We start from the raw sequence: 11,188 nt of genomic DNA, 5'->3' as shown, positions 1-11,188 counted from the left end.
GCTTTAAACTTTAGTTATTGGTGCTATCTGCTTTTTTATCTTATTAGCGTTTGTTTTTGTATTTAAACGTAAAAAAGATATTTAAAAACATATGCTTACGATTAAATAAAAATAATGTTTTTACTTGTTTAACTTTTTGTTTTGTTCTATTACTAAAAATAGAGAAGTTAAATATGAGCAAACCAAATGAAAAAGTTATACGTTTCTGAAGCGACAAATAGAAAAATTAGAGAGTTTAACGAAGCTAAAAAACGTGGGGTTCATATTCCGTATGTGAAAAGCACTTTTATGTCGGCTGGCACACGCTCTATATTCTTTTGTCCAGTTCAAAAACGAGTGATTACTTTCATGGGTCAAGGTGAAAAGCACCTTTACATTACAAAACTGTTTGGGCCGAATGTAGTTGAAATTAAAGAGCAATATCCGCTCGATTATGTGCAGACTAAAGAGATTGCTGACGAGCTAGGTGTTATCCATCCTCGCAAACACTTAACCGGTGAATTGACTGTTGTTACTACTGACTTACTGATTACATACCGTGATGAAAATGGCTCGGAGTATCGTGTTGCTTATGCATTTAAATATAGTATTGATGGTCGAAATCAAACACGTACAAACCAAAAACTAGCGATTGCAGAAACGTATTGGAAACGATTTGGTGTGCGTAGTGAGCAAATCTTACGAAGTGATGTATCAAAAAATAAAGCATATAACTTATTAAATTACATAGGTAAATACGATAAGAATATATGTATAAATGACATAAACGATTTTGTAACTGCTCTTCTAGATGATGTTATTGAACATCCGAGTCATACCTTGCGAGAATCATTGAGTGCAGTATCTGCATCACTTCATATAGAGCCATTTTATAGCATGACACTTTTAGCGAACGCAATATTTAGAAATGCGCTGCCAATCGATTTGATGCAAGAAATTAAGTTGCATAAGCCGATTAAGCTCGCTTTGCCAACTCAATGGGCTAGATACTAATGTTTGCTGTAAATGACATACTGCAACTGACGCCCGCTGGAGTTGAAAATTTTAAAGCACAATTTGGTGCAGATGATGAGCTTTTTGTCTCAAAAGTGATTGATGAGAGTACGGAGTACGCTCAATACTTTGTGATAACAAATTTAACGCAGATGAAAAGCAAAGTTGAGCCACAAAAACCGCTTGCGCTAACGATTAATCATGCACACTCGTTCTTTAAACAATCGCTTGACGATGATGGGTGTGGCTTATTCTACCTGCATGATGAGCGTTCACGTGTAAGTGATGAACAGTTAGAAGTAGAGAGCCCTAACTGGATAAAAAAGCGTGAAGCGAGTTGGTCTGTAATAGAGAAATTTCAATCAGATGAGCAAATCTTAAAATACTTGCTAGGCATGCTTGCTCGCCAAATTACAGAGCATGCAGCTTATTTAAACGTTAATGAAAAAGCTATTCGAAGGGCCTTGAATCGCTATATTTCGAATGGGTGTCGCAAGAATGCGCTTTTACCAATTGCGTACGCGAATGTAGGTAACGTTAGGCGAGTTTATAAAACAAAACCTGGGCCAAAGGGCAGTCTTCTTCCTAGTTTAAGGACTAGAATGATTGAACCAAGCGATATGATAAAAGTTCAACGACTTGCAGTTCGAAACTGTGTAGATAAAAAGGACGGGAAATTTTGTTTAAAGCGTTTGCATATTCTATTTTTGAAAGAGCACTGCTCCTCGGAAGTTGCCTTTGAAAGAGATGGAGAAACACACTTTGAACTTATTGTTGATGAATCTAAAAAAATTAATTATCAGCAATTTAAACGTTTATTTAATAAAGCGTTTGACCCGCAACAGCAGCAAGTTTTAAAAATAGGTAAGTCTGCTTATGAAAATAATCGCAAAGATATGACAGGCAGCGCCTTTGAAGGGGCTACTCATGCAGGACAGCTTTGTGAGTCAGACTCAACTGAGCTGCCTTTGTATGTTGCTTACCCACTGAATAAAGACAAAATAGAAGCTGCGGGCAAGCCGACGTTGTGTATCGTAGTATGTGTAAGAACACAGATGGTGATGGGTTACTCGCTTGGTTTTAGTTCACCAAAATGGATAGGTGTTGCAGAGGCATTAGTCAACTGTGTCCAAAATAAGAAAGAGTATGCAAAACAGTACAATGTTCATATCGATGATGATGATTGGCCATCTCAACATCTCCCCTTGTCAATTCGCCTTGATAATGGAGGTGAAAATACACCCAAGCAGTTTGGTATCGTATTGGAAGAAGATTTAGGTCTTTCTATTGTAGATTATTGCCCTCCAGCAAACGGGGCCGGGAAAGGCACTGTTGAACACATACTGCATATTATTCAAGGCTTTATTTCCAACATTACAGGCTCAGTAGAGAAAAAACGTGACGCTGGTATTCAGCATGCGTCCCAACGAGCTGTTCTCTTAATTGAAGATGTTCACCGGCTCATCATAAGAGCAATTTGTATTCATAACACGATGAACTCTCGTGAGCGCTTATTAACAACTGAAATGGCGATGAAAGAAGTTATACAAACGCCGTCAGCCATGTGGGCCCACTTAATCAATGATGAGCTTTTAGGGCGTCCCAGAATGTCGCAAAAGCGACTCCCTGAGCTTGTCTACCTGCTAATGCCTAAACTTAAGGCCACAGTTCATCGAAACGAAATTAGTCTCAAAGGTTTAGGGTACTTCAGCGATTGGGCTGAGAAAAAAGGATGGTTTGCAAAAGCAACAGTTGCTCGTTTTAAAATTGATGTGATAAGTCTCGGCGACACAGTAGACACTATTTACTTCAAAGATGAAGCTGGCGAACTTCAGCCTCTCTCACTCAAAAAAGAGTATGAGATGTATGAAGGTATGACTGAATTGCAAGCAGAGTATCAACTTAATCAAATAAAAGAAAATCGCAAAGAATTAGAGCATAAAAAAGAAAGTGCGCTGGTCAATTTTGAACATGAAATTGAACAAGCTGTAGAGCATCGCTTGAACAATGAGTTTAAAGACGCGCCTCCAAATACGCAAAAAACGATTCAAGGTGGTATTGCAGAGCGTAAAGCAATCATGATTGAAAATGAGCAACAAATAAAGGCTGAAAAGCTAGCTAATTTAATGCGAGTCAGTTCTGCAGGTAAGATGAAAAACGAGCCGCTTGATATCGATGATGATGAAGATTATGAGGATGTATACTGATGGAAGTAACAACAGTCTTGGCTAGCTATCAAGCTCAGTCGCTTGAAAAATATCAAGGTAACCCATTAATAGAAACGCTACCTTCATCGCTAAATGAAAGTGAGCTTACTGAGCTAATGTATGCACTTAAGTGTTTTCCTGAGGGCTTTAATGAATTATCAAAGATGGATGCGAATGACTGTATCGATGATTTGAAGTTAGTTTATATCCCTACGCTAGAGGCATATCAAATTTATGAAAACGTATATTCGCAAATACGGAAATGTTACTCCAAACGTAGCCCTTTGAGTGCTGATAACCGTAGCTCAATTAACGCTGTTAGCACTCGCTTAAAATGTTCAGATAAATTTAATGTTCAAAAGCCCATCGAGTACGTAGCGACCGCCCCAAGTATTTTAGTAAGTGGTAAAGCTGGGATTGGTAAAACAGTATTAATTCGTCGTATCTTAAGTACCTTTCCTCAGGTTATTAAACATACTGAATATCGAGGTCAATTCTTTGATGAAAAACAAGTTATTTGGATGTCGTTTGACATGCAGTCATCGCGCAGCCGTAAAGCGCTTGTTCATAATTTTTTTAATGAATTAGATCGCGTATTGGACCGCCAAATTAAGAGTGATTTTATACAGCCACGAGACTCAATAGATCAGCTTTTTCATGCAATGCAAACAGCAGCTCTTAAATACTATATTGGTTTGATACATATAGATGAGGCGCAGTTTGTATTGAACTCGTCAGCAAAATTTAAAGATGCCCCAACGCTTCCAGAGATTGAAGCGTTGTTTAATCAGATTGGTGTGCCAGTTATTATTTCTACTACAGATGATGCTTTAACGACGTTAAATAGTACTGAAAGTGAAGCGTTAACGAAGGCAACCAAGTTACAAACAGTACGCCGGTTAAACTCTGTTGCACATATTAAAATTAAGCAATGGCATGTAAATACAGCAAAATTTGAAGAATTATTTTCTGCTTACTTTCAGGCCTCATTATTTAAAAATAGTGAAGTAAATAGTGATGAATTTAAAACTCAGTTACTTGTACTATGTGCTGGGGTAACTGATGCCATATCTGTGCTCTCTATTGCATTTATACGCAACTACAACTCACTCTTAAAAAAAGGAAAGAAGCCAGACTGTTTAAAATTATTAAAACAAGTGTATCGTGAGCGAATGGAAACGTGGCATATCCCCCTTACTAAGCTACGTAAAGATTACAATGTGGTGAACTCTAAGAAGAAGGTAAATCATGCCCATTTTCCAAAAGTATCTGAATCAGAGCTATACACGGAGGCTGAGGCATACACTCCAAAACCAGCCAGAAAACGTACAAGTGAACACCATTTAAAGCCAGCTTCAAGTGTGGAGCGCATAAGCGAAGGCGATGAAATAATCAATGCTGATTCAATTGTCGCCAGTTATGGGAAGGAGTGAGGAGATGATGTATCAAGTACCGACGCCACTGCCCGGAGAACATGCGATAAGTATTGTCTATCGCTGGTTTAGAGCGAGCCACTACTCTACTCTTGAGTCATTAATCAAGGTAAAAAAATATAACTCAAAGCCTGATTCGCCTCGTCGATTATGGATGCCGCTCTATCAAGATCTTGCTTTAGCATTCTCATCAAAGTATTCATTAGAGAGCTTTATTTGTAAATTTACAAATATAAATGATTATAGCTTATTTTTAAATGAGTCAATTTTTGATGGTTCAGGCATTAAAGCCATACTGGAGAAATTGTCAGCATTTAAATTTAATAATGCTCTCAACGTTTCGCAAGATAAGCACTGGCGTTATTGCCCCATTTGCGCGCATGAAGATGAACAAAAATATGGAACGACTTATCTGCATGTTTCACATCAATGCTTTTACAAGCGTGTATGCAGTAAGCATAACGTCTTGCTAAGCCAGATAAAAACATATGGCTTTACTTTACCACCGAACGATAGTGTTCCAATTTTTGCTGAGCAAGTTGACATAGACAAAGATGCTGCTTTATCAGGCTGGGTTATCGATTTGAAAGAGTTACCAAAAGAGGAACGTAAAGTCAGAGCTTTTAGCCTGCTTCATCAAAAGATATGCATTTATTTATATGATAGAAAAAATTCATATCAGGTGCAGCGAGTTCAGTACATGCAAAATATACTGGCAAAGCACTTTAACAGCTCTGTTTATCCTCATTACTTTGAGTGGGGTAAGTTGGTTTCAGGACATTACCCATTAAATTCTGTGGTAGGTCTAATGCGTTTATTAGAGCCTGAGATACACTTTCATCCAATGATCTATTTAATGCTTATAGACGTGTTTCTCAAACGTGATGAGCTCGATATGTCTATGCAATACAAGTTAAATATGTCAAACGTAAAGCGTGAGTTACAACCGGTTGTAAATGCGTTTGATATTGATGATTTGAAGGAACAAGCTGCATAACCTAAGTATTCAAATAAGGATGACTTATGCGAATGATACAGATATCGCCTCGAATTTATGCTGGTGAAACAATATATAGTATAGCGTCACGCATAGTGTTAAATGATGTGGCGTCATCGGTGTCTCAATCAATGCTGAATGTTTTTGATAGTAAGAATATTCAGCTCAACTCAATTCTTCCTTCTTATCTAAATCAACTGTCATCGTTAACATTACGCACAGTTGATTATCTCATAGATAATCACACGCTATTTGAGTACTACTCTGCTTTCTCTCCAGATAGGATAAAAAAGCAAGCGCGTGATTTTTTTAAAAAAGGTGACAGTAGTGCCACATTTAAAGCGCTTGGATTATTAGCCAATCGTATTGCGGACGTAGAAATTCATAAATACTGCCCTGTTTGCGCGTTGGAGCAAGAGTTTTTATTTGGAGAGGCTTTTTGGCTTTTAGATCATCAGTTACCGCTTTCTTTAGCCTGTATAAAGCATGAGTGCATGCTAGAAGCAAAGGCAAAGGCGCGTAAGCAGTTAATATTTCCCGATGTAGATAGAGCAGCTGTCCGCTGCACAACTCCACTTTTATTTAAAATAGCAGAGCTTAATAGCTACCTCGTTAATGGCTATTCATTCGACCCTGTAAGGCTCAATCAAGTATATGCTGTGAGGCTTATTAATAGAGGCTTTGCTACGACTAAAGCGGTGAAACATATTAAATGGCGCAATGAAATGAGAGTGTATTTTTCTTCGCTTATGAACAACGAACAGGTAAGAAAGCTGCTAGAGTCATCATCTGAACATGGCTTCCCTGCCAATATTTTCTATCACGATGACTCAAGTCATCACCCCATCAAGCATGTATTAATTATTAGTTTTTTGTTCGATCATTTTGGTGATTTTATTGTCGCTTATTCCCAAGGTGAAAGCTTGCTAGCAAGTAAGGTTAAGCCCGCGACTCCTCAAGCCAATATTGACACAGAACGCCATAGTAAAACATTAAAGCTATTGAAATCTGGCATGTCGTTAAGGGATGTTATTCGTCATGCGAATGTAAGTGCTGCAACTGTTAGAATTGTTGCCAGTAAGCACGGTATAGCACTGCATGAGAATAGCCGAAAGGTGAGTAATTCAATGCGAAGAGCCATCTTAGTACAGTTGATGATTGGAAAATCGACTCAGATGCTCGCTGAGGCTTTTAAATTGTCAATCGGTGATATAGAGCAAACTCTGATTGGTCAAACTTTAATTAAAACACTGCGTCAACGCATTAGATTTTATAACCATAGAAGAGCCGCACGACAGGCTGTTATCTCAGCGCTATACACACTTGTTAGGCCATCAATTTCTAAGCTAAGAAAAACAGTAGATAAAGAGTATATGTGGCTTTATAGGCATGATCGAAGGTGGTTAAACGATTTTAAAAATACATACTTCGACAAGCAAGTAAGAGAGTGAATATGGATACGCATACAAATAATATACTGCAACAAAACCCGAGAGAAGCAGCTCGGGTCGCCCTGAAGGTATTTTTAAATATTATGGATGCATGGGGAGTTAATTTATATCAACGACAAGCGCTTTTAGGTAGCCCTAAACAGTATGAATATGAATTATGGCAGCAAGGTAATGTTGAAAGTATCAACCGTGATGTTGTTGTACGCATCTCTTTCATTATAGGAATATACAAAGGATTAGGCTTAATTTTCAACGATAGAAGCAGGGCTGATGAGTGGGTAAATAAACCAAACAAAGAGTTCAATGATCAGTCTGCTTTGGAGTTTATGCTTGGTGGAGATATAGAGCGATTGAAGCAAGTTAGAGAGTTTGTCGATGGGCCATTTAATTTTATTCATTGAATTGAAACAATCAGTAAATAGTTAGACAAACAATTTTAATCTTAAAAATTAGAATTATTCCTTACAGAAGTTATTGACTTCGCTGAGGAATTTATTTACCTTAAAAAGAGACTAAATTGCAGTCGGCTACAGAGCATGTTTGCTCTAACTTTATACTCCGCTCCCTATCTATTGCACGGGAGGTTTCAGCTGCAAACCGGTTATACCGGATACTTTATGTGAAACCTAACTTCATTATTTTTGGAGAATACTATGTGCAGGATTGATGCGCCTTTTGGCAATATCACCTTCGATGAAAAAAACGACCCTAAAGAACGCTTTATACAAGCTCTGGATGAGTTTGATATACACGGCAATTTCAGAACTTTAATGATTAAACACTTTTCAGATACATGGATGAATGTATTTAGAGGTGTATTAGCTCTTGAAGATGCTCTCGCTGAAACTCAATCCCATACATCAGAGTCTGCAAAGTGCATTTCTATTTTATTGACTCAACAGAAAACTATTGTAAATAGTATTTCAAGTTATTACGGATATTATCAACTCCCTTTGGATGATGAGCCAATAATTGCTTTTTTAAAGGACGTAGCTGACATTTATTATCCTAACGCACTGTTTGGATTATTTAATGACGGTTTGGATAAATGTGGAAGCTACATAATGTTTTCATCATGGCTGTATGGAAAGGATTACTGCCTCACTAAAGCATTTTTTGATGATACTTCATTATGTTTGTTAAATAATAGAGATAGAGCTTTTCTTCTTTGGAGTTTCTTTGATGAAATATCAAATAATTTAAGGTTACTAGATAGCAGTTACTTATATAATGCTATGACTTATATAACGACTTCAAACATCGCACAAGGGCCTCAAAGTGAAGCAGTAACTAATACTTCAGCTAATATAATTCGTGGTTTAGATTTTATAAGGTCATGGATAACTTACGACTCTCAAGCTGGTAGATTTAATTATAAGTGGTTCGATTTTTTATACTTTTACAATAAGTCCTTCTCTAATCTTGATGATTCAATATCACTTGAACTTATAGATGGTGATGAAATTCAAGCTTTAAATTATGAATGGCTTGAGAATACGAAGCTAGAGTTTCAAGAGTTATTATATATAAATACTAATTTAGATGTTGTTCCATCCGAAGAGCATGAACAGTGGGCTCGAGACCTAGACAGATACTTTAGAACGTTTACTTATCGAAACTTTGAGAGGCACTATAACCACAACTGCTCAAATATTAACGATTTATATCAGCGTCAAGATAATGCTCATCATGAGCTTTGTTTAAAATTGAAACCGCTACAGATATCGGTTTGGATTGAATTTTCTATAAAAGAGGATTTACGAAAGTTATTAGAATCAAAGCCTAGTAATCTTCGAGGCGAATTAAAGGATAGCGTTGATTTATGGGGTTATGGCAAGCATTTCACCTCATGGAAAAAAGTATTTTTAGTCGCTCTAGAAGAGTTAGACTATCAAAGTAAACTACGAATTTTATCTTGTTCAATTCCTTTCAATAGACGTAGAGCTGAAGATTTATACCCAGAATGTGCCACTTGGTGGAATGAGCTTTTTACCGACTTGATTGACTCGAAGGATTTTCCTAAAGTTTTAATACCTGATTGGGCTGTTACTGGCATTGACAGGCTAGAACGGGAAAAGATGGTGCCCTATATAGATAAAAGCATTGGGATAATACGTGGAGAAATCGTAAAAGAAGAGAATAAAGAACATCTAGAAACATACCATCAAAAGCTTGATAGGCTACTTAGTTTTTTAGATCGTACTGCACCAGATAAAGCTTTACGACATCGTCTTCTGTTAATGCGCTCGTCTACCGAACCTTTCTCTGATGAGGCTCTTGCAAAGTTTGACTATTCATTTGAGCGTAAAGGTTTTAGCAAATGGTACGACTCTTTGAAACAGTTAGCAGCAGAGCACTGTACAAAAAAATTAAATGAGAACAGAAGCCTTACAAGAGCTAAACATGAGCAAGTTCAAAAAGACTCTTATTTGCAATTCTCGCAACAATTAGCCGAATTTTTCCTAAGCCGACTGCGTCTTCGTAGGGGTGAAAAAGTGAAAGGTGGTAAATATGAAACGAGCCAAGTAACAGAGCAATCTTCAGTTTGGAGGCAAGGTTACTTAAAAGCCCTTTCTGAATTAGGTTTAGACTTAAATGGACAAGTCCATAAAACAGTCAACTTCACTAAAAAATCAGATCCCAATGAGGATGTGCGAGCTATTGCCAGTGAGTGTTATAAGGCTGTTCGACGACACGCTAAGAAAGACTCTTCTGTTCAAGATATAAAAAGAAGCATTATTGCTGCTGAATGGTGGCTTCTTATGTGTCAGCGAACTGAGTTAGGTCATGAAATTGACTCTGAAAAGGCCGTAAGAACTAGACGTAACTTAATGCGCAACCCATAACTTATTAATTATCTTCAATCTAAATAACTAAACTTGGTGTACTAGAGCCTGATGCTCTTACTTTGACGCTAGCCGTCCGCCATGTAAAAACTTTACGGTCAATATGGCCAGTCAAGGAGTATACGTATGCATAATTTTTCTGAAAATTTATTTAAAAAACACATTGGGCAAATAGAAGCTGATATTGATTCTAACTACCAAATGTTGAAATTTGGATCTGATGACCATCATGCCCAAACACGAATAGCTCAGTCCGGCAGTACAACTTGTAAAAATTGTGTCTCTGGTGATGGTATAAAAAAGCGAATTTTCGGTAGTTCTATCGAAGCGGAAAGCTCTGCTGATGACTTCTATGAGCGCTCCAATCGAGAACTCGAAGCTTATAGGTGTCCCGTAGGTAGTGGTTGGCATTTGAGAAAACCAAAATATAGATAATGAGTAGTTATGATTGACCGTTATTCCCAAACTATAATAATCACGCTTAGATTGGGAATGATTAAATCCTACAAAAATTCCCAATCTATAACTAAAAACTCTATAACGAAAAATGCGGCTTGAAAAGCTGCATTTTCCCAATCTATAACAACTCTGATCAAGATGTTCATGATAAATAAGTTTGCGAATGCGTATAAATAAGTTTGCGAATGAACAAAGAAGGTGAGCTTTTATAGCTCACCTTTTTTTATTGTTGAATGTAGCTCTCGTATAAAGAATGAAACTATTTGAATTAAGTTTGTCATTGGTACCTGTATTTCTTTATCTAAATAAAAACATTTAAATTTATAATTATTATTTAAACCGATAATTATTTATCTAAATTCACAGTTACAGTCGCAATTACTTATAGCTAAAGCTTGAGATAATACAGTGCTCCTGCAAAGCTCTTTTTTAAAGTTAATTCGATACTATTTATGTGTGCTTACTTTATGGATTAATTAGCCCTAACAATCATTTGAAGCAAAAGTTAGCTAGTTTAATTGATACTTATAATGTAGACGTAACAGAAATGGGCTTTCCAGATAATTGGCAAGAGTTACCTATCTGGAATAGCATTAAATAAATTAAGAGCTAATTAAGCCCTCAGTTAACTGTAAAACCAAAGGCACTAAATTTTTATTACACATCAAATATCTAGCTTTTTAGTTTATTGCTCATCGAGTCAATTACTCTGTCTAGACCACGACGAATAGAGTTTAAGAATGTGTTTACCATGTGATTAACCGTGGGAGAGTGCGTGAGAAAATAAAAGGCAATGTTATTG

8 protein-coding genes are annotated in these 11,188 nt (G+C 36.9%); all 8 read left to right on the top strand.

Features of this window, described 5'->3' with window-relative positions; all coding sequences use genetic code 11:
* The first annotated feature begins 186 nt into the window (after positions 1-186).
* The 8 genes from H5160_RS17615 (at position 187) to H5160_RS17580 (ending at position 10,362) form a co-directional block, all read left to right on the top strand.
* Entirely contained in the window at positions 187-993 is an 807-nt protein-coding gene (locus H5160_RS17615; RefSeq protein ID WP_182738190.1) for a TnsA endonuclease N-terminal domain-containing protein, read from the top strand.
* Positions 993-3,200 carry a hypothetical protein gene (locus H5160_RS17610; protein ID WP_182738188.1) on the top strand — a complete coding sequence of 736 codons (2,208 nt, stop codon included), beginning with the start codon at positions 993-995 and terminating at the stop codon, positions 3,198-3,200. The genes H5160_RS17615 and H5160_RS17610 overlap by 1 nt, the downstream gene beginning before the upstream one ends.
* On the top strand, positions 3,200-4,633 hold the full coding sequence (locus H5160_RS17605; RefSeq protein ID WP_182738186.1) for an ATP-binding protein: 1,434 nt from the start codon (positions 3,200-3,202) through the stop codon (positions 4,631-4,633). The genes H5160_RS17610 and H5160_RS17605 overlap by 1 nt, the downstream gene beginning before the upstream one ends.
* Positions 4,634-4,637: 4 nt before the next feature.
* Positions 4,638-5,630: a TniQ family protein gene (locus H5160_RS17600; protein WP_182738184.1), complete on the top strand. Its 993-nt coding sequence runs from the start codon at positions 4,638-4,640 to the stop codon at positions 5,628-5,630.
* A 26-nt stretch (positions 5,631-5,656) separates the two neighbouring features.
* Positions 5,657-7,081 (top strand): TnsD family Tn7-like transposition protein, encoded by a 1,425-nt coding sequence (locus H5160_RS17595; RefSeq protein ID WP_182738182.1) that lies wholly within the window; start codon positions 5,657-5,659, stop codon positions 7,079-7,081.
* Positions 7,082-7,083: 2 nt separating this feature from the next.
* Positions 7,084-7,482, top strand: a complete 399-nt coding sequence (locus H5160_RS17590; RefSeq protein ID WP_182738180.1) for an antitoxin Xre/MbcA/ParS toxin-binding domain-containing protein — start codon at positions 7,084-7,086, stop codon at positions 7,480-7,482.
* 252 nt (positions 7,483-7,734) lie between these two features.
* Positions 7,735-9,927 carry a hypothetical protein gene (locus H5160_RS17585; RefSeq protein ID WP_182738179.1) on the top strand — a complete coding sequence of 731 codons (2,193 nt, stop codon included), beginning with the start codon at positions 7,735-7,737 and terminating at the stop codon, positions 9,925-9,927.
* 126 nt (positions 9,928-10,053) lie between these two features.
* A complete protein-coding gene (locus tag H5160_RS17580; RefSeq protein WP_101163406.1) occupies positions 10,054-10,362 on the top strand; it encodes a hypothetical protein in 309 nt (102 codons plus the stop codon).
* Positions 10,363-11,188: the final 826 nt, after the last annotated feature.

The sequence above is a fragment of the Pseudoalteromonas sp. SG43-4 genome (assembly GCF_014164325.1).
In the GTDB taxonomy this organism is placed as follows: Bacteria; Pseudomonadota; Gammaproteobacteria; order Enterobacterales; family Alteromonadaceae; genus Pseudoalteromonas; species Pseudoalteromonas distincta.
Note: the sequence above shows the minus strand (reverse complement) of the source record. Positions and strands in the feature narration are given on the sequence as shown.